Source organism: Pseudarthrobacter raffinosi (assembly GCF_023913835.1).
Taxonomy (GTDB): Bacteria; Actinomycetota; Actinomycetes; order Actinomycetales; family Micrococcaceae; genus Arthrobacter; species Arthrobacter raffinosi.
On record NZ_JAMXBG010000008.1, the window covers coordinates 132,446 to 154,927 of the forward strand.

Annotated in this window: 21 protein-coding genes; 10 read left to right on the forward strand and 11 right to left on the reverse strand. The window is 65.5% G+C overall.

The window, feature by feature from the left end; all coding sequences use genetic code 11:
* Positions 1–40: 40 nt before the first annotated feature.
* From NG697_RS10105 to NG697_RS10130, 6 genes are all read right to left on the reverse strand, one after another.
* Entirely contained in the window at positions 41–298 is a 258-nt protein-coding gene (locus NG697_RS10105; protein WP_252614127.1) for a DUF4244 domain-containing protein, read from the reverse strand.
* 289 nt (positions 299–587) lie between these two features.
* Positions 588–1,196 (reverse strand): type II secretion system F family protein, encoded by a 609-nt coding sequence (locus NG697_RS10110; protein WP_252609803.1) that lies wholly within the window; start codon positions 1,194–1,196, stop codon positions 588–590.
* On the reverse strand, positions 1,193–2,074 hold the full coding sequence (locus NG697_RS10115) for a type II secretion system F family protein (protein WP_252603276.1): 882 nt from the start codon (positions 2,072–2,074) through the stop codon (positions 1,193–1,195). The genes NG697_RS10110 and NG697_RS10115 overlap by 4 nt, the downstream gene beginning before the upstream one ends.
* Positions 2,071–3,324 (reverse strand): TadA family conjugal transfer-associated ATPase, encoded by a 1,254-nt coding sequence (locus tag NG697_RS10120; RefSeq protein WP_374209914.1) that lies wholly within the window; start codon positions 3,322–3,324, stop codon positions 2,071–2,073. The genes NG697_RS10115 and NG697_RS10120 overlap by 4 nt, the downstream gene beginning before the upstream one ends.
* Positions 3,321–4,562 (reverse strand): septum site-determining protein Ssd, encoded by a 1,242-nt coding sequence (gene ssd, locus NG697_RS10125; protein WP_308216221.1) that lies wholly within the window; start codon positions 4,560–4,562, stop codon positions 3,321–3,323. The genes NG697_RS10120 and ssd overlap by 4 nt, the downstream gene beginning before the upstream one ends.
* A 116-nt stretch (positions 4,563–4,678) precedes the next feature.
* On the reverse strand, positions 4,679–4,894 hold the full coding sequence (locus NG697_RS10130; RefSeq protein ID WP_252603279.1) for an AsnC family protein: 216 nt from the start codon (positions 4,892–4,894) through the stop codon (positions 4,679–4,681).
* Positions 4,895–4,990: 96 nt separating this feature from the next.
* Between NG697_RS10130 and NG697_RS10135 the strand changes: the two genes are divergently transcribed.
* Positions 4,991–6,703 (forward strand): bifunctional 3'-5' exonuclease/DNA polymerase, encoded by a 1,713-nt coding sequence (locus tag NG697_RS10135; RefSeq protein WP_252614102.1) that lies wholly within the window; start codon positions 4,991–4,993, stop codon positions 6,701–6,703.
* A 30-nt stretch (positions 6,704–6,733) separates the two neighbouring features.
* Positions 6,734–7,036 carry a YegP family protein gene (locus tag NG697_RS10140; protein ID WP_308216222.1) on the forward strand — a complete coding sequence of 101 codons (303 nt, stop codon included), beginning with the start codon at positions 6,734–6,736 and terminating at the stop codon, positions 7,034–7,036.
* 116 nt (positions 7,037–7,152) lie between these two features.
* On the opposite strand, the gene NG697_RS10145 is transcribed toward NG697_RS10140, so the two are convergent.
* The 3 genes from NG697_RS10145 to NG697_RS10155 are packed head-to-tail and all read right to left on the reverse strand — an operon-like array spanning position 7,153 to position 9,967.
* Positions 7,153–7,830, reverse strand: a complete 678-nt coding sequence (locus NG697_RS10145) for an NUDIX hydrolase (RefSeq protein ID WP_252600344.1) — start codon at positions 7,828–7,830, stop codon at positions 7,153–7,155.
* Positions 7,827–8,651, reverse strand: coding sequence for an endonuclease III (nth, locus tag NG697_RS10150; RefSeq protein WP_252614103.1), 825 nt, complete (start codon positions 8,649–8,651; stop codon positions 7,827–7,829). Before nth ends, NG697_RS10145 begins: the two co-directional genes overlap by 4 nt.
* Before the next feature lie 8 nt (positions 8,652–8,659).
* Positions 8,660–9,967 (reverse strand): hypothetical protein, encoded by a 1,308-nt coding sequence (locus NG697_RS10155; protein ID WP_252614104.1) that lies wholly within the window; start codon positions 9,965–9,967, stop codon positions 8,660–8,662.
* Between the two features lie 405 nt (positions 9,968–10,372).
* Between NG697_RS10155 and acs the strand changes: the two genes are divergently transcribed.
* The 5 genes from acs to NG697_RS10180 all read left to right on the forward strand — a co-directional run bounded on the left by acs (position 10,373) and on the right by NG697_RS10180 (position 16,758).
* The gene (gene acs, locus NG697_RS10160; RefSeq protein WP_252600338.1) at positions 10,373–12,382 is read left to right on the forward strand and encodes an acetate--CoA ligase; all 2,010 of its coding nucleotides are present in this window, start codon (positions 10,373–10,375) and stop codon (positions 12,380–12,382) included.
* Positions 12,383–12,590: 208 nt separating this feature from the next.
* Positions 12,591–13,901, forward strand: a complete 1,311-nt coding sequence (locus NG697_RS10165) for an ABC transporter substrate-binding protein (RefSeq protein ID WP_252609793.1) — start codon at positions 12,591–12,593, stop codon at positions 13,899–13,901.
* 130 nt (positions 13,902–14,031) lie between these two features.
* A complete protein-coding gene (locus NG697_RS10170) occupies positions 14,032–15,003 on the forward strand; it encodes a carbohydrate ABC transporter permease (protein ID WP_056346189.1) in 972 nt (323 codons plus the stop codon).
* The gene (locus NG697_RS10175) at positions 15,000–15,914 is read left to right on the forward strand and encodes a carbohydrate ABC transporter permease (RefSeq protein WP_252600334.1); all 915 of its coding nucleotides are present in this window, start codon (positions 15,000–15,002) and stop codon (positions 15,912–15,914) included. The genes NG697_RS10170 and NG697_RS10175 overlap by 4 nt, the downstream gene beginning before the upstream one ends.
* A gap of 55 nt (positions 15,915–15,969) precedes the next feature.
* Complete coding sequence (locus NG697_RS10180) at positions 15,970–16,758, forward strand: DeoR/GlpR family DNA-binding transcription regulator (RefSeq protein ID WP_252600333.1); 789 nt, start codon at positions 15,970–15,972, stop codon at positions 16,756–16,758.
* Here NG697_RS10180 and NG697_RS10185 read toward each other — a convergent pair.
* Together NG697_RS10185 and NG697_RS10190 are read right to left on the reverse strand one after the other, a co-directional pair.
* Positions 16,755–17,774 (reverse strand): LacI family DNA-binding transcriptional regulator, encoded by a 1,020-nt coding sequence (locus tag NG697_RS10185; protein ID WP_252609791.1) that lies wholly within the window; start codon positions 17,772–17,774, stop codon positions 16,755–16,757. The two genes, NG697_RS10180 and NG697_RS10185, sit on opposite strands and share 4 nt — an antisense overlap.
* Positions 17,775–17,791: 17 nt before the next feature.
* Positions 17,792–18,991, reverse strand: coding sequence for a Gfo/Idh/MocA family protein (locus tag NG697_RS10190; RefSeq protein WP_252600329.1), 1,200 nt, complete (start codon positions 18,989–18,991; stop codon positions 17,792–17,794).
* A 210-nt stretch (positions 18,992–19,201) separates the two neighbouring features.
* Between NG697_RS10190 and NG697_RS10195 the strand changes: the two genes are divergently transcribed.
* The 3 genes from NG697_RS10195 to NG697_RS10205 are packed head-to-tail and all read left to right on the forward strand — an operon-like array spanning position 19,202 to position 22,472.
* Entirely contained in the window at positions 19,202–20,143 is a 942-nt protein-coding gene (locus NG697_RS10195; RefSeq protein WP_252614105.1) for a carbohydrate ABC transporter permease, read from the forward strand.
* 10 nt (positions 20,144–20,153) lie between these two features.
* The gene (locus tag NG697_RS10200) at positions 20,154–21,080 is read left to right on the forward strand and encodes a carbohydrate ABC transporter permease (protein ID WP_252600326.1); all 927 of its coding nucleotides are present in this window, start codon (positions 20,154–20,156) and stop codon (positions 21,078–21,080) included.
* A 48-nt stretch (positions 21,081–21,128) separates the two neighbouring features.
* Entirely contained in the window at positions 21,129–22,472 is a 1,344-nt protein-coding gene (locus tag NG697_RS10205; protein ID WP_252600324.1) for an ABC transporter substrate-binding protein, read from the forward strand.
* Positions 22,473–22,482 lie beyond the last annotated feature (10 nt).

Sequence of the window (22,482 nt, forward strand, 5' to 3'; positions counted from 1 at the left end):
CTCCGGCCATCAGCCCGTGGCAGCGCTGCCGGCGGCAGACTCATGGCAAGGCCAGCGCCGTGCGGATGAGGTTCAGCAGGAATCCGCGCACTTCGTCGCTGCGGAGAATGAAGACGAGAAGTCCGGCGAAGCCAACCGCGGCAAGGGTAGCTATGGCGTATTCGGCCGTCGCCATTCCGGCCTCTGAAGCTGTGAGCCGGGGCCGGCGCTTTTTCGCCTCGCTGGCACCGGGGTATAGCTCCACGACGTTGCCAACGGCCTCTGGGGCCACCTCCCGTTGGCAGGTACACGCGCCCAGTCCTGCATTGGCAAGTACTACGGAGTCCCATGCGGGGGTCCCCGCAACTCCCGTGCTGAGCTCCGGCGCAGGGGCGGCGCAGGGGCGGCGCAGGGGCTGTTTTGGATGATGGTCATGGTGACGGTTTCCCTTCTGTGCTCCGGCCGAGTTGCCGGCTGATTTCGACTCTTCCCGGCTCCGCAGATCTCGGTAAGTGCAAACATCCCGTAAGTGGATAAGCGCCGCTTTGAGCGGATTGTGGAGGACGGGACGGGGTGTGGAGGAATGGACCGTAGCCCAAATCCCGCGGTCAGGACCCGGACGGCACCAGTGCCAGCAGGACCGGGACTACGCCCAGGCAGATGAAGGCCGGGAGCGAGCACAGGCCCAGCGGAATGACCAGCTTCACGCCGAGGGAGGCCGCCCGTTTCTCCGCAGCGCGGAATCTTTCCCGGCGCAACCTCGCGGCCTGTGCGTAAAGGATGGCCGACGACGGCGCTCCGGTCAGGGCGGCGAATCCCAGTGCGTCACGCAATTCCAGGATTACAGGAAGACGGACTTCGGAACTGCGCCAGGCTGTCTCCCAGTCGGCTCCGATGGCGAGCGCAGACACCACCGGACGCAGCGCCTTGCCGTAGTCCGCGGAGGCCGAGGCCGCGACGAGTTCCAGGGACCGGCCAATGCCAGACCCCGCGTCCAGCATCGCGGCCACGAGCTCAAGCATCATTGCCGTGTCGCGCAATCCGTGAAGGCGGCCGCCTTGAGTGAGTGCTTCATCGGCCCCATGCGGCCCGGCGCCCACGTCCCCTCGCAGCCTGAGCAGTCGCTTTCGGACTCGGCTTGGCTGCGAAAGGGCAAGGCAGGCGGCAGCAGCCAGAACAACGGCCGAGGCAAGCCCCGGCACAAGAATGTCCGTCATGGCACACCGGCCCCGGCGGCAGCACCGACCAGGCGGGCGGACCAGATTCTTCCGGTGATGGTGAGGCCCACGCCCGCGGCGAGGGCCGCCAGACCCAGCGGGGTCCCGATCAGGATGGCCAGGGGATCCACGCCCAACGCCATTCCCAGGCCCAGTCCCATCAGCGGGAGCCAGGTCAGGAGACCTACCGTGGCCTTGGGCCCGGCGAGCGCTGTCTGCCGTGCGGCCTCGGCGTCGTCTTCCACTTCCAGTTGGGCCGCAAACCTCGCCAGGACGTCCGCCAGTGGACAGCCGCTGGCTTCGGCAATGTCAAAGCAGGCGGCCAGCTCACACCAGATCCGTAACTCCCTGCTGTCGGCGCGCGAAAACTCCGATTGCACGGCCTTCCGGATCGCCTCCGACACGGGTGCGCCCCGGAACGCTGCTGCCCGGACGGCGCCAAGCATCACCAGGGAACCTGCGCTGAGGCTCGGACCGCTGCGCCCGGCCGCTGACCCGCGGATTGGTTCCGCCCGTCCGCCAAGGTCCTGCGATGCGCGTGAACCTGCACCCGTAGTTGCGGAATCTGGCTCCCGACGGCCACCGTGGACCAGCCACAGTTCATCCCATAGCCGTGCCGGAGTGCGGCCGCCCTTCAGCAGCGCAGCAAGCTGCTGCACCACAAGGGTCAGTGACAGGTCATTCCGTTCCGGTCCGGCACGGAGCGACCTGCGCCACGAGCCGCCCGTCCTGGTGCCACCAGCCCCGCCCTGAACCCGAGAGGCGAAGCCTGGTCCTGCACTCCCCACGGCCCGCCGGAAACGGCCTGTGGCACCGCCGGGCGGGCTGAAGAGCAGCACGACCGCCAGCACGAGGACCACGGCCAGCAGAAGGGTCATACGGCGGCACCCGCCTCGAGGGACAGTCCCAGCCGCTTGCTCATCGCCTCCCAGGCTGGACCGGTGCCGACCTGGCCGCGTCTGGCCTCCAACGCCGGAACCACGGTTAGACCGCCGGGACCGTCCTGCACCACGCCCACGCAGGCAACATGCCGCCCGTGGCCGGACCGCTCCACGTGGACCACAACGTCCAAGGCGCTGGCTGCCTGCAGCCGGACCGCGTCCTGGCCCATGCCTGCCAGTGCTCCCAAAGCTGTCAGGCGGGCCGGGACAGCGGTGGCAGCGTTCGCATGGATGGTCCCTCCCCCGCCGGTGTGGCCTGTGTTCATGGCGGTCAGGAGTTCCCGCACCTCGGCCCCACGGCATTCCCCCACCACCAGCCGGTCCGGCCGCATCCGCAGTGCCTGCCGGACGAGTTCGCCGAGATCCACTTCGCCGCCGCCTTCGAGGTTTCCGTGACGGGACTCCAGCGACACAATGTGCGGATGGACGGGGTTCAGTTCGGACGCGTCCTCGATCAGGACCAGCCGTTCCGCCGGGGAGCACAGCCCCAGCAGTGTGGACAGCAACGTGGTCTTTCCGGAACCCGTGGCCCCGCTGATCAGGAAACTCAGCCGCTGCTCAACAACCCGTTCAAGGACCTCCTGGACCGTGCTGCCGAACATGCCGCCGGCACGGAGTTCGTCCATGGAGAAGACCTGCTCCCGCCGGATGCGGACGCTCAGCAAGGTGCCGGCGGTGGAAATCGGCGGCAGGACGGCGTGGACGCGGTATCCGCCCTCAAGCCTGACATCAACGCACGGGGACCCGTCGTCCAGCCGCCTGCCGCCGGCGGCCACCAGCCGCGATGCCAAGGCCCGCACCTGTGCCTCGCCGGAAAACGAAACCCCTGCCGGTTCGAGGCCCTGACCCCGGTCGATCCAGACCGAGTCCGGGGCGTTGACGAAGATGTCGGTGACGTGCACGTCCCGCGTCAGTTCCTGGAGTAGGCCGAGCCCGTTCAGCTCGGCGCTGATCCGTTCCACGGCGGCAAGGGAGCCGGCAGTCCCCAGCAGCCGGCCGGTGGCCTGGACGGCGGCGGCAACCCGGGACGGGGTGACAGGTCCGGCGTCGGCCATGACTGACTCACGGACGGTTTCCAACAGTGCCGAATCCAGAAAGCGCGGATCCAGGACACGGGCCTGCCGACGGCGTGCCCCCGTCCGCTGGTCCTGGGGCGACGGCGGCGGGACTGGCCGCTGCGCGCTCACGGCAGGTCTCCGACAGGGATCTCGCCGTCCAGCAGATCGAGCACTGAGGCGGCAAAATGCCTGACACTCCGTCGTTTGCCCACGTCAAGGAGCCTGCCGTTTTCCCCGGCAGCCGTAACGCCGCGCAGCTCCGGAACGCGGCCCTGGACCGGCAGCCCGACGGCGTCCGCAATGAGTCCGGCGTCCAGCGCGGCACCGGCCTTGCCCCGGACCAGGAGGGCTGCCTCAACCGGCGGAAGCTCGTGCAGCAGCCGGGCCGTGGCCACCGCTGCCTTCAGCTGCGCCGGAACAACCACCAGGATGCGGTCACAGTCCCAGGCAAACATACGCACGGGTTCGGTGCCCCGACCGATGTCCACCACCACCAGTTCATAGCCCCGCCGGCCCGCATCTAGGACGCCGCCGGTGGTGGCGGCATCCACCGGTGCCTGGCGGTCGCGGCTGCCGGGCCAGGACAGGAAGGAAAACCCGCCGGCTACCGGCAGTGAGTCGGCCAGCTGCTCGGGATCGATGCTTCCGCTCGCGTCGGACAGGTCAGGCCAGCGCAGCCCCGGCGTCTCCTCAGCTGCCAGCGCCAGTTCCAGGCCACCGCCCCACGGGTCGCCATCAACCAGCAACACGCGCACACCGAGCCCGGCTGCCGCCTGGGCGATCCAGATTGCCGCGGTGGTGGCACCGGCACCGCCGCAGCCCCCTGTTATCCCGAGGACCAGTCCTCCCGCTTCGGGTGACCGCGACCGGCTCAGGTACTCTGCCAGCCAGGCCGCGGCATCCGGAAGCACCGCCACCCGCTCCGCTCCGAGGGCTGTGGCCAGGTGCCAGAGACTGTCCCCCTCCCCGTTCAGGCCCACCAACACGGCAGGGGCCCGCCGCCGCGGCGGCAGCTCGCGGACATCGCTCCCCACCAATACTGCGGCCGCGGCGTCCCAGTACTTGGCGGCATCAGCCACGTCCGCCACCACCCGCAGCTGGCCGCCAGCGGCAGCCACAATCCGTTCCACTTCGCCCTGCAGAAAGTCGTAGCCGGTGACCAGGAGGACCTCGGCACCAGCGGGGTCCGGCAGCCAGGCTCCCGCGGCCTGTGCCGAGGCAGGCGCACAGGACGTGGAACCACCGGACCTGGAACCACGGGCCTGGGAACCACCGGATTCAGATCCTTGGGGAGGGGAGGGCCGGGCACGGGACAGCTGGGCGGAAGGCCGCTCGGAAGGGGGTGGCGATAGCTGGTGCCTGCTCATGCAGCAACTCTCCACCGAACTCAAGGGGGAGAAACAGGGCCATGCCACCGTATGTGGACAACTCCATCCACCCGGCCGATAGGCCGGACAGAAAGACGGGCCGAACGGCCGGGCCGTTACTGCTTCCCGTATTTGCGGTGGACGGCCTGCTTACTGACCCCAAGGCACAGGGCAATGGCTTCCCAAGACAGACCGGCCTGCCTCGCCTTGCGAACCAGGGCCGCTTCGGCGCGGCGGACCTCCTTCTGCAGTTCCGCCACTGCGTACAGCGCTTCAGCGGGACCTTTCCCGTCCATTGATGCGACCAGCGTTTTCATCCTTTCTACCTCCATTCGTCAACTTTAGTTGACGAATGGAGGGGCGTCAACATATATTGACCGCAGGGGATTGGGGCTTGAATGTCCCCGCCACAGGGCAGAATTGGACCTATGTATCTGCTGCTCGCCGCCCACGCCCACGGCACAGCCCTCCAGCAGGTCACCCAGGCGGGCGATCCCCACCCCGACCGCCCCGAACCGCGCCTCATCAGCGCAAGCGAGCTGGCCGGCGTCGTTCGCCAGCTGGAGAACCGGCCCCGCGAGGCGCCGCCCCGCTGGATCTGGAACCGGACCCAGGACTGGTACCCCGCCCTGCTGGCGGCCGGTGTGGAACTGGAGCGCTGCTATGACCTCGGTCTGTGCGGCAATATCCTGGCGTATTCGCAGTTCACTGCCCACACGGAGTACGCGCGGAACGCCGACAAGGAATCGTTGGACGATCCCCAGGAGACGCCCCGCGCCCTCCAGCCGCCGCCCCCGCCGGCGGATCAGGGCGCCCTCTTTGACGATGTCCGCCACCGCGCCCCACGGCAAGGCCTGGCGGAGCTCCGCGCAGAATACGCCGCCCAGCAGGCTGCCCTGGCCGATGCGCCTCCGGACGAAAACAAGCGGAAGCGGCTCCAGCTGCTGCTGGCCGCCGAGTCCGCCGGCGCCATGATCGCCGCGGAGATGCAGCACACCGGCGTCCCTTGGCGCGAGGACCTGCACGAGCAAATCCTGGCCGGCCACCTCGGGCCGCGCCCGCCGTCCGGTCACCGCCCCGCGAAGCTGGAGGCCCTGAACACCGAACTGCGGGGGCTGCTCAACTCGCCCGGACTGAACCCGGACTCGCCGCAGGAACTGATGCGCGCCCTGCACCGCAACGGCATCGAGGTGAAAAGCACGCGGCAGTGGGAGCTGATGGAGTCCAGCCACCCCGCCATCGAACCGCTCCTCGCCTACAAGAAACTGTCCCGCCTGCACACCGCCAACGGCTGGGCCTGGCTGGACGCATGGGTAGCCAAGGGCCGCTTCCAGCCCGAGTATGTTGTGGGCGGTGTGGTGTCCGGCCGCTGGGCCTCGCGGGGCGGCGGGGCCCTGCAGATCCCGCGGCAGATCCGCGGCGCCGTCCATGCGGATCCCGGCCACAAGCTCATCGTCGCGGACGCCTCCCAGCTGGAACCCCGCGTGCTGGTGGCGCTGGCGCAGGACTCCAAAATGGCGGAAGCAGCGCGCGACCAGGACCTGTACGCCGGCATCGCCGCCCAGGGTTTCGGCGGCGATCGCGCCAAGGCGAAGGTCGCCCTCCTCGGCGCCATTTATGGCGCCACCACGGGCGAATCGGGGCGCCTGATGCCGCAGCTGGCACGGACCTACCCCCGCGCCGTCGGCTTTGTGGAGCAGGCGGCGCGCGACGGCGAGGCTGGCGGCACCGTGACCACCCGGCTTGGCCGGAGCAGCCCGCCCCCGTCGGAAGGGTGGTACCGGAGCCAGCAGTCGGCCACTGCCGAGGAGCAACGCCGTGCGGAATCCATTGCCCGTTCCCGCGGCCGCTTCACCCGCAACTTTGTGGTGCAGGGGTCCGCCGCTGACTGGGCGGCGTGCTGGCTGGCGGAATTACGACGGCGACTGCGGGCCTTGCGTGCCGACGGTTCCGTTCAGGCGGAGCTGGTGTTCTTCCTGCATGACGAGGTGATGGTCCATGCCCCCGAGGCTGGCGTCCAGGCCTGCATCCGGGTCATCGAGGAAGCTGCCGCCGCCGCGAAGGAACTGCTGTTCGGCCCCATCCCGGTGGAATTCCCTGTCAGCGTGGCCGTGGTGGACTCCTACGACCACGCAAAATAGCAAATTCGGTTAGCCGGAAGAAACCTACCCGTGAGTAGCTGGTCGAACCGCTGTGACCATGATTACATCAGTGCAGGACTGAAGCAGACGGTCCAGCTATTCATGCAAAGACGCATATCAGGGGAGATCCGGCATATGGCTGGCAGGTTTGAAATACATCGCGTAAGTGACGAGTGCTATCGGCTGAGGCTCACCGACTCAAACGGGAATATCGTGGCAGTTTCGCCCGACTTCAAGCATCTCGGTGCACTGAAGGACGGCATCAATGCACTGCGTGAAAACGCGGCCACCGGCATTGTCATTGATCTTCGGCAGCAGCCGATCGCCAGCTAAGCCGGTGTGCGCCAGCTCAGCCGGCGCACACACTCATGGTGCACACCCGGCGGGCTCAGTCCCGCCGGGCCACACCGACACTGCGAGCTACCCCGAACCTAGAAGCTACACCGACGTTAGAAGACCACCTCGTGGAGCCGGGTCCGGTCCCACGGCACGGCCCAGCCCAGCTGCTCAAAGAGTCCATCCAGAATGATCCCGGTGAAGCCCCAGACCAGCACGCCGCTGACGGCGAAGGCGGGGCTGCTGAAGGTCCTGCCATCGCGGCTGACCGTGGCTGTCACCCGGTTGGCCGGGTCCAGCAGGTCCCGGACTGGGATCCGGAAAACCTGGGCGGATTCGGCGTAGTCCACCACGTGCACCGGCGACGGCGACGCCCACCATCCGAGCACCGGCGTCACCAGGAAGTTGCTGCGCGCCAGCCCAAGCTCCTGCAGCACGCCCAGGACCTCCACACCGGAGGAGTCCAGTCCGGTCTCCTCCTCGGCTTCCCGAAGGGCCGCGGCAACCGGGGTTTCGTCCTCGTCGATGGAACCGCCGGGAAAGGCGACCTGGCCGGGGTGGGAATCCAGGGTGTGCGCGCGTTCCAGCAGCAGGACATCAAGATCCGCCGCGGCCAGGGGTTTGCCGGAGGCCGCGGGAACGTCGTCCAGCACACCGAAAAGCATCAGGATTGCCGCCTTGCGGGCTATGGTTTCATCTACGGTCAGTGCCGCCCAGGCAGTGTTCGGCGCGGTGACGTCGCCGCTGTCCGATCTGCGCACCAGGTCGATCAGGTCCTGGCGTGCGCTCACGGGAGCCGCCTCTGCGATTCCATCCGGATTTCAGCGGCGCGGTGCGTCTCGGCCAGCAACCGTTCCAGGAGGCTTTCGCTCCCGGGCGCCAACTCGTATTTAAGGAGTTTGGCAGCTTTGACGGGGTCAGTCTCGCCCAACCCGTAGCTGGGGCACCAGTTCGCTACCGGACACGCGCCGCAGGCTGGCTTCCGTGAGTGGCACACACGCCGCCCATGGAACACCACCCGATGCGAGAGCATGGTCCAGTCCTTGGGCTCAAACAGTTCAGCGACGTCGAATTCGACCTGTAGCGGGTCCTCGGACGCGGTCCAGCCGAAGCGCCGTGCGAGCCGGCCGAAGTGGGTATCCACAGTGATCCCGGGGACGCCGAAGGCATTGCCCAGCACCACATTGGCGGTCTTACGCCCCACTGCCGGCAGCGTCACCAGGTCTTCCAGACGGCCGGGGACCACGCCGTCGTACTCGTCCACCAGGCGGGTGCTCAGGGCCAGCACGCTCTTCGTTTTGGCCCGGAAAAAGCCGGTGGGCTGCAGGATCGCTTCCAGCTCGGCGGGATCGGCCTCTGACATGGCCCGGGCGTCCGGGTACCGCGCGAACAGGATCTTGGTGACCCGGTTGACCAGCACATCGGTGGTCTGGGCCGACAGGACGGTGGCCACGACCAGTTCAAACGGGTTTCGGAAATCCAGCTCCGCGTGGGCATAGGGATACTTCTCCGCCAGGGCCTTGTTGATCCGCCGCGCCCGGCGCTTCAACGCCAGCAAAGACTCCGGGGCTGTTGCGGCCGGGCCGGATCCGGGTCTACGGGACGTGGCCACGGGGCCGGTTAGCCGCGCTCGATGTTGCTGAGGTCGCGCAGCACGCCCACCCGTCCGTCGGTGTGCTGGACCAGGAATTCGTGGCCCCGGTCTTCCAGGGCCAGCACCCAGCCGCCCGGTTCAATCACAAAGGCGGGGGCGCCGGTCTGGGGGTCCACCGCGGTCCGGTGCTGTGCCACGGCAAACCAGAACGCCTCATGCGCAGGCTCTTCGTACGATTCTTCCGGCCTGGATGCCGGATCCACGGTGGCGCCGATGGGCTCCACGCGGCGCACCTGCTGATGCACGGCCGTCGCTGCAGGTTCCGCGGCAGACTGGCGAGCCGAGGCAGCGACGCCTGTGCCGGCGTCGTGGGTTGCTGCCTCAGGGGCAGCGGCGGCGGACGCCGTAGGGGTCGGCGCAGGGGCAGCCGCAGCCGCCGTCGGGATGTCACCCGCAGACGTCTCCGCAACGGCGGGCGCCGTGGAGGTGCCCGTCGCTGGAGGGGAAGGCACGACGTCGGCCGCCTGGGTTGCGGGGCTCGCGTCACCGGCAGCGGACCACTCGGTGACCTCCGGGGCGGAAGAGACGGCTGCTGACGCAGCCGGTGAGGTGGGCGCGGCGGAAAAGGCCCCGGCTGAAGCGGTGGGGGTGGCGGCACGCGCAGAAGTTGCCGCCGCTGAAGATGCGGCAACAGGCGCGGAAGCCTCCGGAACGGGCGTGGCCGCAGGCTTGGGTTCCTTGGGCGTGTGCGGCTTGGGCAGCGGGACAGCCGAGTCGCGCGCCATCACGTGGGCCGGGGTTTCGTCGCGCCCCAGGAAGTCGCCGGCGAAGTACGGAATGAAGCGGCTCAGCACGGTGCCCGCGAACAGCACGACGGAACCCACCAGGCCCACCAACAGGCTGGGCACAAAGGCCGCGGCCGTGGAAACGAAGAAGAACGCCAGTGCAAAGGAAGCCACCACAGACCCAAACTGGTCAACGGACAGCGAACCGATGCGGACCCTCGTGGCGGGAGCGAGCCGGCGGGCAGCAAAGAGTGCCGTGACAATCAGCGGCAGCACAATGCCGAGACCCAGGAAGAACAGGCTGCCTGCATTCCAGAGATTAAACCGGCCGAAGAAGATGGGCAGCAGCGAGGCGACCAGCAGAATGAGGGTGGCGGCGAAAACCGTCAGGTCCCGCAGCGTGAACGGACCCAGCACGGCCTGGTTGATGGTGCCCGGCTTGGCGCCGGCCGGCTTCTGCACGCCCTTCGCTGAGCCGCCTCCCGGGGTGCTGCCAGGCCCTGCCTCGGTTGTGCGACCAAACTTCCGGCCGAAGCTTTGCTGGTTCATTCTGTACTCCTTAGCGTGGCGGCACCGGGACGGTTCCGTCCCAAAACTGTGCCGTCCGAAACGGCGGAAACGGCCAGGCCCGGCAGCGATACACCGGATCCGACAGCTCCGTAGAAAGTCACAATTCAATCTCAGCCTAGTCAACCGCATGGCCGATCACTAGCTGATCCGCAGCGGCGGGACGCCAGTGGGCAGGGTCCTTTAACCATTCACCGCTAAATAAATGCCGTTCGTGGGGGCCTTTGTGACAGCGAACACATCGCGGCCCCGGCGCGTATTAGGCTTGATTCCGGAACAGCTCTTTGCGGAATGTCCGTGATCGGCCGCTACCCTGCCGCGCAAAGCGGCGGAGCACGGCCGGGCGACGGCAGCCGCTAAAAAGACCGATGAATGATGAGGTTCACCATGTCTCAGGACACTCCCGGCTCCACGGCCACCGCTCCCGCAGCTTCCGTGCAGACCGACCAGCAGGGCGACGCCTTTGAAAACCTGCTGCACGAAAACCGTACTTTCGCCCCCAGCCCCGAATTCGCTGCCGACGCCGTTGTCACCGCCGCTGATTATGCAGAGGCCGACGCCGGCCGCCCGGCTTTCTGGGCGAAGAAGGCCCGCGAACTGCTCACCTGGAGCAAAGACTTCGACCAGACGCTGGACTGGTCCAACCCGCCGTTCGCCAAATGGTTCGTGGGCGGCGAGGTCAACGCCGCGTACAACGCGCTGGACCGCCACGTGGAGAACGGCCTCGGCGGCCGTGTGGCCATCTACTTCGAGGGCGAACCCGGCGACACCCGCACGTACACCTACGCCCAGCTCACTGAAGAGGTCAAGAAGGCCGCCAATGCCTTCGAGTCCCTCGGCGTTGGCAAAGGTGACCGGGTGGCCGTCTACCTGCCCATGATCCCGGAGGCCGTCATCACGCTGTTGGCCTGCGCCCGCATCGGTGCCGTGCACTCCGTAGTGTTCGGCGGCTTCTCCGCCGACGCCCTGCGCTCCCGGATCGAGGACGCCGAAGCCAAGCTCGTCGTCACCGCGGACGGCACCTATCGCCGCGGCAAGCCCAGCGCGCTGAAGACCGCCGTGGACGACGCCCTCTCCGTCGACGGGCACACGGTCCAGAACGTTGTGGTGGTCAAGCGCAACGGCCAGAACGTGGACTGGCACGAAGGCCGGGACCACTGGTGGGCGGACACCGTGGAGCTGGCCTCCGCCGAGCACAAAGCGGTGGGACACGACTCCGAACACCCGCTGTTCATCCTGTACACGTCCGGCACCACGGGCAAGCCCAAGGGCATCCTGCACACCACCGGCGGCTACCTCACCCAGGGCGCCTACACCCACAAGGCCGTGTTCGACCTCCACCCCGAAACGGATGTCTTCTGGTGCACGGCCGACGTCGGCTGGGTCACCGGCCACACGTACGTCGCCTACGCCCCGCTCATCAACGGCGCCACACAGGTGATGTACGAAGGCACCCCGGATTCCCCGCACCAGGGCCGCTGGTGGGAGATCATCGAGAAGTACAAGGTCTCCATCCTGTACACCGCCCCCACGGCCATCCGGACCTTCATGAAGTGGGGACGGGACATCCCGGACAAGTACGATCTGACCTCCCTCCGGGTCCTCGGTTCCGTGGGCGAATCCATCAACCCGGAAGCCTGGATGTGGTACCGGGACGTCATCGGCGGCAACAAGGCACCGATCGTGGACACGTGGTGGCAGACCGAAACCGGCGCCCAGATGATCGCACCGCTGCCCGGCGTCACCGCCACGAAGCCCGGCTCGGCCCAGACCCCGCTGCCCGGCATCGCGGTGGACGTCGTTGATGAGCAGGGCGAATCCGTGCCGGACGGCCACGGCGGCTTCCTGGTGATCCGGGAGCCCTGGCCCGCCATGCTCCGCGGCATCTGGGGCGACCCCGAGCGGTTCAAGGAGACCTACTGGTCCCGCTTCGAAGGCATGTACTTCGCTGGCGACGGCGCCAAGAAGGACGAGGACGGCGACATCTGGCTCCTGGGCCGCGTGGATGACGTTATGAACATCTCCGGGCACCGGCTCTCCACCACCGAGATCGAATCCGCCCTGGTCAGCCACCCCTCCGTGGCCGAAGCCGCCGTCGTGGGCGCCGCCGACGAAACCACCGGCCAGGCCGTCGTCGCGTTCGTGATCCTGCGCGGGGACGCCGTGGACAAGGGCGAGGCCACCATCCAGGAACTCCGCAACCACGTAGGCAAGGAAATCGGGCCCATCGCCAAGCCCAAAACCATCCTCGTGGTCCCGGAACTGCCCAAAACCCGCTCCGGCAAGATCGTCCGCCGCCTGCTCAAGGACATCGCCGAAGGCCGCGAATCCGGCGACGCCACCACCCTGGCCGACACCACAGTGATGCAGCAGATCGCGCAGTCGCTCAGAAAGTAACAGCCGCCTCACCACCCAGTCCGACGCCATCGAGTGGCCCCGATTCTCCCGTCCCACGGGAAAATCGGGGCCGCTCGCTGTTTGGGACGATTCAAAAAAATCAACACCAAGAATGTTATTTCCCGTTCTTCCATGTTCTGTTTTGAACGTTTATAGTCAGATGCAATGTGAGGTGTCTCACATGCGGCTATTTTTCAAGGGAGAGAACATGGCTTCACAGTTTGATGCGTCTGCAACTGCTTTTCCCAGCAGGCGAAGCATCCTCAAGACCGTTGGCATAGGCGCAGCAGGCCTGGCCGGCATTCCACTGCTCGCAGCCTGCACGGGCGGAAGTGCGCCATCCGCCACGGGTTCCGGCTCCTCCGGCCTTACCTTCGGTTCCGGGTCCTCCGATGACGTCCCCAAGCGGGCGTACCAGGCTGTCACCGACGCCTTCACGGCCAAGACCGGCAAGAAGGTCACCACGAACGTGGTGCCCCACAATGATTTCCAGAACAAGATCAACTCCTACCTGCAGGGCTCCCCGGACGATACGTTCACATGGTTCGCCGGATATCGCATGCAGTACTACGCAGGCAAAGGGCTCCTTGCGCCCATCGATGACGTCTGGGAGACCATCGGCGGCAACTACTCCGATGCGCTGAAGAAAGCCTCCACCGGACCGGACGGCAAGATGTACTTCGTACCCAACTACAACTACCCGTGGGGGTTCTTCTACCGGAAGAGCCTCTGGGCCGAAAAGGGGTACCAGGTGCCGGAGACCTTTGACGCCCTCAAGGCCCTCGCCACGAAGATGAAGGCAGATGGCATCATTCCCATCGGCTTCGCCGACAAGGACGGCTGGCCGGCCATGGGCACGTTCGACTACATGAACATGCGGCTCAACGGCTACCAGTTCCATGTGGACCTGTGCGCGCACCAGGAATCCTGGGACCAGCAAAAGGTCAGCGCGGTCTTCGACACCTGGGCGGCGCTCCTTCCCTTCCAGGATCCGGCAGCCCTCGGCCAGACCTGGCAGGACGCCGCCAAAGCGCTGGAAGCCAAGAAGACCGGCATGTACCTGCTGGGTTCCTTCGTCACCCAGCAATTCACCGACCCGGCGGTGCTGGCGGACATCGATTTCTTCGCCTTTCCGGAAATCGCCATGGAAGGCCGCGACGCCGTCGAAGCCCCCATTGACGGCCTCCTGCTGTCCAAAAAGGGCGGGGACAACAAGGCGGCCCGCGACTTCATGGCGTTCCTCGGCACCGCCGAGGCCCAGGACGCCTACGCCGCCGTGGATGCGTCCAACATCGCCACCGCCAAGGGCACGGACACGTCCAAGTTCAGCCCGCTCAACAAGAAGTGTGCGGACACCATCGCGGACGCGAAGTACATCAGCCAGTTCTTCGACCGGGACGCCCTGCCCGCCATGGCCAACAACGTGATGATCCCGGCCCTGCAGAGCTTCATCAAGGACGGCAAAATAGACGTCAAAAACCTCGAGGCCCAGGCCAAAACGCTCTACGCCGCGCAGTAAGTCCAGGGCCGCACTTCCAGCCCTGTCAGCGCCGTTTCCAAGGCGACCAGCCAGGAAGGGAACGACGACGGCGGCGCAGGCTCCCGCCGTCGTTCCCTTCCTGCGTCCCCACCCAAAGAGGAAGACTTCCATGAGCAGCACCGCACAAGAACTGATACCGCCGGAGGCGCGGGAACCCGGCAACGGCCGTATCCGCCGGGCAAAAGGGGGGCGGGTCCGCCGCCTGTCCGGACGGGACAAGCTCGTCCTGTCGCTGATGGTGGGCATCCCCACCCTGATCGAACTGACCCTCGTGTGGCTGCCGACGCTGATGTCCGTGGGGCTCAGCTTCACGCGGTGGAACGGCCTGGACCTGGGCAACATCCGTCCGGCGGGTACGGACAACTACCAGTTCATCTCCCAGGACTACCCGCCGTTCTGGCCAGCAGTGCAGCACAACATGCTGTGGCTCCTGTTCCTGGCACTGATTGCCACGCCGCTGGGGCTGTTGCTTGCCGTACTTCTGGACCAGAACATCCGCGGCAGCAGGATTTACCAGAGCATTTTCTTCGCACCCGTGATGCTGTCGCTGGCCCTGATCGGCATCATCTGGCAGCTCTTTTACCAGCGCGACAACGGCCTCCTGAACTTCCTCCTGGGCACAGCAGGGACACCGCAGGCCGTTGACTGGTTCGGGGACTCCTCCGTGAACATCTGGGCCGCCCTGGTTGCAGCGACCTGGCGGCATGCCGGCTACGTGATGCTCCTGTACCTGGCCGGGCTGAAGGGCGTGGATCCGACCCTGAAGGAAGCCGCCGCCATCGACGGAGCCAACGCCGTGCAGACCTTCTTCCGCGTGGTGTTCCCGGCCATGCGCCCCATCAATATCGTCATCGTGGTAATCACCATCATCGAATCGCTGCGCGCCTTTGACGTGGTTTACGTCATCAACCGCGGAACCAACGGCCTGGAAATGCTCAGCGCCCTGGTGATCCAGAACCTCGTGGGCGAAGGTCAGGTGATCGGCGTCGGCTCGGCACTGGCAGTGGTGCTGCTGGTCATCTCCCTTGTTCCCATCGTCTTCTACCTCAGCCGCACCTTCGGCAAGGAGAACAAAGCATGAGCACCACCACAGCCCGCACCGGCCGTACTCCTGCCGCAGCTGCGCCCCGCTCCGGCAGCCGGCCGAAGCGCCACTACGGGACCCACATCTTCCTGGCCGTTATGGCGGTGATGTGGCTGATCCCGCTGGGTTGGTCTCTTTTCACCGCGCTCCGTCCGGTGGACTCGACAAACCAGTACGGCTATTTCAGCTTCGCCGGCGACTTCAACTTCGACAACTTCTCCCAGGCCTGGACCCAGGGCGGGTTTTCCACGTACTTCTGGAACTCGGTCATCATCACCGTCCCGGCCGTGCTGCTGACCCTGTTCCTTGCCTCCCTCATGGCCTTCGCCGTCAGCCGGGTGAACTGGAAGTTCAACATCACGCTGCTCATTATGTTCACCGCCGGCAACCTGCTTCCCCCGCAGGTCCTCGCCGCTCCGCTGTTCGAGATGGCAAAGCACTTCGAAGTGCCGTACTCATTCAGCGATTCCGGAAACATGCTGAACACCTACATCGTTGTGATCGCGGTCAATACCGCCTTCCAGATGGGTTTCTGCACCTTCGTGCTGTCCAACTACATGAAGGCGCTCTCCGCAGACCTGACGGAGGCCGCACTGGTGGACGGGGCCGGCATCTGGCGGCAGTACCGGGAGATCATCATGCCGCTCTGCCGGCCGGCGTTCGCCGCCCTCGGCACGCTCCAGGTCATCTTCATCTACAACGACTACTTCTGGCCCCTCATCTTCATCCAGAGCGGCAACCGGCTTCCGATCACCACGGCCATCAACAACCTGCAGGGCGAATTCCTGAGCAACTACAACCTCCTGGCCGCCGGCGCAGTCATCACTGTCATTCCCACGCTGGTGATATATGTGCTCCTGCAGCGGCAGTTTGTTGCGGGGCTGACTCTTGGTTCAAGCAAGGGTTAGACCATCATGGAACGTGACGGGGATATCACACCCGCCTCAGCCCGAAAGGAATTACATGCTCCCCGCAGCACGCCACCAGGCAATCGTGGACGCCGTCCAGCGCGAACGGGTTGTCCGCGTCTCGGACCTCGCCCAGCAACTGGGCGTTTCGCTGATGACTGTCCGCCGGGATATCGAGCTGCTGGAGGAGGGTGGCAAACTGGAGCGTATCCACGGCGGCGCCAAGCTCCCCGGCGATGTCAGTACGCATGAGCCGGGCTTCGAGCTCAAGTCCACTCAGTTGACCGCGGAGAAACGGGCTATCGCGTTGGAGGCTGCGGGTCTGGTGCATGAGGGCATGGCCGTCGGACTCAGCGCCGGGACCACAACGTGGGCGCTTGCCAAGGAACTCGTGAACGGTCCTCGGATCACGGTGGTCACCAATTCCGTGCGCATCGCTGATCTCTTCCACCACGCCGCGTCCGGCGGCTCAGCCCGGTTCGCATCAACCGTGATCCTGATCGGCGGCGAGCGGACGCCGTCGGACGCTTTGGTGGGTCCCATCGCGACTGCAGCGCTCAAACAGCTGCACCTGGACGTGCTGTTCCTGGGCGTGCACGGCATGGACGCCGACGCCGGCTTCACCACACCTAACCTCCTGGAGGCCGAGACGGATCGGGCGTTCGTCGCCGCCGCCCGGAAAACCGTGGTCCTTGCCGACCACACCAAGTGGGGGCTGCTAGGCATCAGCACCATCGCCCCCTTGGATGCGGCCGATGAGGTCATCAGCGACGCCGGGCTGGGTTCCGAGGCGCAACGTGTCCTGCGGGAGAAAGTTGGCAGGCTTCGGCTCGCTGCAGCCTAGGGGCAGCCGCAGGACTGCCGGATCTGCAACTCGGCAGGAAAGATGAGATGTTCCGATTCGTGGCCGCGATGGGCGCCTATTAGGGCGCTGACAGCGGCCTCCGCCATTGCCTTTGCCGGCTGTTTCACTGTTGTAAGGGGAGGCCAGCTGTACTCAGCTTCAGCTGAGCCGTCGAAGGACGCCAGGGCGATGTCATTGGGGATCGACAGTCCCGCCTCATGGAGTGCCCGGAGGATACCGACAGCCTGCAGGTCAGAGGTGGCAAAAATGGCCGTCGGGCGGCTCGCGGAGGCCAGGAGGCGTTTCCCTGCGGCGTAGCCGCCTTCACGGGTGAAGGCGGTACGGACAATGGGGCCTTCAGGCAGGCCTGCCCCCGCCAGAGCCTGCAGCCAGCCCTCTTCACGGCCGTCATAATAGTTGCCGGTGTTTGTACCCATGGCGAGGGCGATACTGGTGTGTCCGTGGCCGATCAAGTGTTCAACGGCTGATTTTGCGCCCGCCACCAGATCCACGCCCACGCTGTTAAATCCGGGCGCATCGGCACTGTGGTTCAGGAGAACAACAGGTATCTCCGCCGATTCAAGGTCCGCCAGGCCCGGTTCCATCAAGACACTGGACAGAATGACGCCGTCCACCTGGCGTGCCGCAAGGTTGCGGACATGCCGGAGTTCCTTCGCGAGGTTTCCATCCGAGTTGGTAAGCAGCAGGGCGTAGCCCAGTTCAGCGGCAGCATCTTCCACAGCGTGTGCCAGCAGCGAGAAGAAAGGGTTGCTGTTGTCCGGAATAACCAGCCCTATTGTTTCGCTGGATCCCAGTTTCAGGGCCCGCGCGGCAGCGTTCGGACGGTACCCCAGCCGGCGGATGGCGTCCTGGACCTTCGCTTCCGTGGCCGGCGCCACTCTCTTGGGCCCGCCGTTAACTACATAGCTGACGACGGCGGTGCTGACGCCCGCGTACCGGGCAACATCCTTGCGGGTCACCGGGCCGCGTGGGGCCTGCAATGCGGGAGTCGTCATGGTGTACATGCTAGCTATCAGATCCCCGGCGCGTCGCCGAAGTCACGGATGGGAAGCCGCTCTCCGCCGCGGAGGGCGGACTGGTGCGCCACGATGCCGGGCAGCGTGAATCGGGCGGCAACCCAGGCGTTGACCGGCGGCAGGGTGCCGGTGTTGACCGCGGTCACGAAGTCATCCACGAGGAAATGGTGGCTTCCCTCGTGGCCGTTCGGTGCGCCACGGAACTCCTCCGGCAGCCGATCAGCGTCATGGACCGGCGAGAGTCCGGACACGAAGGCGTCCCTCAGTTCCGGCGCAACGTTGGCCAGCGACGGGTCATCGAGGGACATACTGGGCCGGGTTTCGAACTGCTCGGAAATGTCTTGGACGTTTTCCTTGTCCTGCCAGACCGTGACTTTTGCAAGCTGTTCAAAGCTGGCCTCCGTCCCGAAGAACCTGAACCGGGACTCCCTGATGTGTGATGGGTAGCCCACGCGGCGCATCTCATTGGTGCGCATAACGCCGCCGTCGTTGAGTTCGAAGAGGGCCGTGGCGTTCGAGAAGTCGTTGCCGAACATGCTGACTTCCTTGTCGAAGACGCCGTCGTTGCGGTCATCCTTGACTCCGACGCAGCTGACGCTGACGGCGTGGGCGGGGACGGCGCCGAGGACTCCCCCGACCGCGTGCGTCGGGTACAGCATCGGCGGGTAGCTGGCGGTTTCCTTCCAGCGATCACCGCCGCTGTACTGGTAGGCATCGTAAAAGCCCAGGTCCATGTCGTGGACGTAGTCTCCTTCGGTGTAGAAGATCCGCCCGAAGCAGCCGGCCGCATGCTGCTTGCGTGCGTAGACCGTGGCCGGGTTGTAGTAACTGGTCTCCCCCATCATGTAGACCAGCCCGGTTTCACGGACGGCGTCGATGATCCGGGCGATTTCTTCCTCGGAGATGGCCATGGGGACGGCTGAATAGACGTGCTTACCGGCGCGGAGCGCCTGCTCCACCAGCGGACCGTGCGTCCAGCGCTGCGTGAAGATGGCCACGGCGTCGACGTCGGAGGCGAGGAGGTCCTCAAAGCTCGCCTCGGACCCCGCCAGGCGGTACCGGTCCACGGCCTCGGCCGCGCGTTCCGGAAGCTCGTCCACCACATAGACGTCGCTGACGCCGGGGTGGAGATTGAAGAGGTGCGCGAACTGGCCGCCGAACTGGCCAACTCCTACTACGCCGATTGAAAACGTCATTGTTTGCCTTCCCTGGATGCTGTAACGGAGCGCCGGCAAGCGCTGTCCATCAGGATTTCAGTGTTTCATTCGAATCTACTCGAGTCAATGCCCTATCGACTGGATAATCCCTCTAGAAATAAAAGAAAAACTAACACTTGCCACTCTTGATCTACTCGTGTAGATTCCTCAGCAGTTGTTATCCACATCACAGTCAGGAAAGGGTCGACGATGACCACCCTTGCCAAAAACGCGAGAACCGCCCCGCCCCAGACCGGAGCACCCAAGCCGCGCGGCGGTTACCGCCGGATCGGCGACCTCAAGATCGCCCTGTTCTTCATCGCCCCGGCAATGATCGGGTTCATCTTCTTCTACGTTGTCCCAACCATCCGCGGCGTGTACTTGAGCTTCACGGAGTACAACATCCTCGGAGACCCAACATGGGTGGGGATGGACAACTACACGGCGATCGCCAAGGACCCGCTGTTCTGGAATTCCCTGGCCGTCACCGGCCAGTACGTCCTCATCAACATCGTCCTCCAGACAGCGCTGGCACTGGGACTGGCCCTACTGATGCACCAGGTCGCCAAGTCCACGCTCATCCGCGGCGCTCTGCTCCTGCCCTACCTGATGTCCAACGTCATCGCGGCGCTGCTCTGGTTCTGGATGCTCGATTATCAGATCGGCGTGGTCAACCAGTTCATCGAATGGGCCGGCCTCCCCCGCGTCGCGTTCTTCGGCAGCGAAGAGTGGGCCATCCCCACCCAGGCAGTCATCAACACCTGGCGGCACATGGGCTACACCGCGCTGCTCATCTTTGCCGGCCTGCAGGCCATCCCCGGCAACATCTATGAGGTCGCAAAACTCGACGGCGCCTCAGCGTTCCAGACCTTCCGCAAGATCACCATTCCGCTGCTCCGCCCGGTCCTGGTGCTGGTCCTCGTGGTGACCGTGATCGGCTCCTTCCAGGTCTTCGACACCGTGGCCGTCACTACCCAGGGCGGACCGGTGAACGCCACCCGCGTGATCCAGTACTACATCTACCAGCGGGCCTTCACCGAGTCGGACTTCGGTTACGGATCCGCCATCGCCGTCATTCTCTTCCTCATCCTCGCCCTGGTGGCCTTCATCCAGATGAAGTTCCTCAAGGGCAACGAGTCGGACCTGGACTAAGGAGTCCCCCATGACATCCACCACCAGCCGCGCACCGCTGCATGCCCCGGCCCGCCGCCGTCGTCCGTTCAACCCCCGCCGCGCAGGCGCCTGGGCCCTCCTGGTCCTGGCCATCGCAGTCTCCGTCCTCCCGTTCCTCTGGGTGCTGCGGACGGCACTGTCCACCAATTCGGCACTGGCCGCCAACTCAGCCAGCCTGCTTCCCGCCGATTTCACGTTCGGCGCCTTTATGCGGGTGTTCGGGCTGCAGAGCCCCGCGGACGCCATCGCCGAGGGCGGTTCCGGTGCCACCATCGATTTCTGGCTGTACCTGAAGAACTCCATCATCTTCTCGTCCATCACCACCGCCGGGGCCGTATTCTTCAGCGCCATGGCCGCCTACGCCTTTGCCCGGCTGCGCTGGAGGGGCCGGAACGCGGTGTTCAGCCTATTCCTGGGCACCATGCTGGTCCCGCCGATCTTCACCGCCCTGCCCAACTTCCTGCTGATCAAGAACCTGGACCTGCTCAACACAATGCTCGGCATGGTCCTGCCCTACGTCTTTATGACTCCGTTCGCCATCTTCTTCCTCCGCCAGTTCTTCCTGAACATGTCCCGCGAGGTCGAAGAGGCAGCCATGCTCGACGGCGCCAAGCACCTCCGCATCTTCTTCCAGATTGTGCTTCCCAACGCCGCAGCACCAATCGCCACCCTTGCCCTGCTCACCTTCATCGGCCAGTGGAATGAATACTTCTGGCCGCTCCTCGTCGGATCCCAGGATGACGTGCGCGTCCTGCAGGTGGGCCTCGGGGTCTTCAAATCACAGGCACCGCAGGGTTCCCCGGACTGGTCAGGCCTGATGGCCGCCACCCTGGTTTCGGCCCTGCCCGTCCTGATCCTCTTCGCCGCCTTCGGCAAGAAGATCGTCAACTCCATCGGCTTCTCCGGCATCAAGTAACCACCCCCAAAAACCCCACTCCCCAACTCCCAAACGGAAAGTAGAACCATGAAGAAATCCCTCGGCGCCGTCGCCGTCGCCGCAGTTATGGCACTGTCCCTGTCCGCCTGCGGCGGAGGCTCATCCTCCTCGGCAGAATCAAGCAAGGGCGAGATTAACTACTGGCTGTGGGACGCCAACCAGCTGCCCGCCTACCAGCAGTGCGCCGACGACTTCACGAAGGCCAACCCGGACATCTCGGTCAAGATCACCCAGCGCGGGTGGGACGACTACTGGAGCACGCTGACCAACGGCTTTGTCGGCGGCACTGCCCCCGACGTTTTCACCAACCACCTCGGACGCTACGGCGAGCTGGCAGAGAACAAGCAGTTGCTGGCCATCGACGACGCCGTCAAGAAGGACAACATCGACCTGTCCCAGTACAACGAGGGCCTCGCCGACCTCTGGGTTGGCCAGGACGGCAAGCGCTACGGCCTGCCGAAGGACTGGGACACCATCGGCCTGTTCTACAACGAGGCCATGCTCGCCAGCGGCGGCGTCACCGAAGAGCAGATGAAGAACCTCACCTGGAACCCGCAGGACGGCGGCACGTACGAACAGGTCATCGCCCACCTGAGCGTTGACAAGAACGGCAAGCGCGGCGACGAGGCCGGCTTCGACAAGAACAACGTCGCCGTGTATGGCCTTGGCCTCAACGGCGGCGGCGACTCCTCCGGGCAGACGGAGTGGAGCTACCTCACCAACACCACCGGCTGGTCCCACACGGACAAGAACCCGTGGGGCACGCACTACAACTACGACGACCCCAAGTTCCAGGAAAGCATGGACTGGTTCGCCGGACTCGTGGAAAAGGGCTACATGCCCAAGCTGGAGACCACCGTCGGCGCCAGCATGGCCGACACGTTCGCGGCCGGTAAGTCCGCCATCAATGCCCACGGTTCGTGGATGACCGGCCAGTACACCGGCTACCAGGGCATCGATGTGGGCATCGCCCCCACCCCGGTGGGCCCCGAAGGCAAGCGTGCCTCCATGTTCAACGGCCTGGCCGACTCGATCTGGGCCGGAACCAAGAAGAAGGACGCCTCGATCAAGTGGGTTGAGTACCTCGCCTCCGCTGACTGCCAGGACGTCGTAGCGTCCAAGGCCGTCGTCTTCCCCGCGCTCAAGGCTTCCTCCGACAAGGCTGCCGCGGCCTTCGCCGCCAAGAACGTGGACGTCTCCGCGTTCACCGAGCACGTCAAGAACAAGAGCACGTTCCTGTACCCGATCACGGACAACACCGCCAAGGTCAAGGGCATCATGGAGCCCGCCATGGACGCAGTAGTGTCCGGCAAGGCCCCGGCCAGCTCGCTGACCCAGGCCAACGAACAGGTCAACGCCCTCTTCAAGTAGGCCGCGAGCT